The organism is Thermogutta sp. (genome assembly GCF_014359955.1).
Classification (GTDB): Bacteria; Planctomycetota; Planctomycetia; order Pirellulales; family Thermoguttaceae; genus Thermogutta.
The window spans coordinates 1,168-1,570 of sequence record NZ_JACIYL010000927.1 but is presented as its reverse complement, the minus strand read 5'-3'; the positions used below and the strand labels follow the sequence as shown (position 1 = coordinate 1,570).

1 protein-coding gene is annotated in these 403 nt (G+C 56.1%); it reads right to left on the bottom strand.

Features of this window, described 5'->3' with window-relative positions; translation table 11 throughout:
• A partial coding sequence (locus H5U08_RS18260) for a DUF3419 family protein (RefSeq protein ID WP_297036426.1) occupies positions 1-403 on the bottom strand: 403 nt, incomplete at both ends.

The window sequence follows — 403 nt, the reverse complement described above, 5'->3', positions numbered from 1 at the left end:
ATCGCCTGCCATTCGGCCTCCAGAAGCGGAAAGAAACGACCCGCCAGCCAGTCCATGTGATCCAGAAGCACATATTTGCTGATGGCGACATCATTTTCGACGAGAAAACCTTCCACCGTATTGGTGTGGGTGGTGATGCGATCGACGAGTCCCCCTTTCAACTTGTAGAAATTCTCCTCCTTGAGATACTCCGGACAGCACTCCCGCGTGTAGCTCCCGGTGATGTAAACCCGCCAAAAGTAGTTGTCTGAAATCGGCAGCTTGGCGAACACCGCCTCAACGCAATCCTGCACGTACTTGGCCACCCCACCCTGATAGTACATTTCGATCTGTTTGCGCTGCGCCCGGGGCACCCCCACCAGCGAGAGCATCGCATCGCGGCTGAGGAGGAACCGCAAAAGCG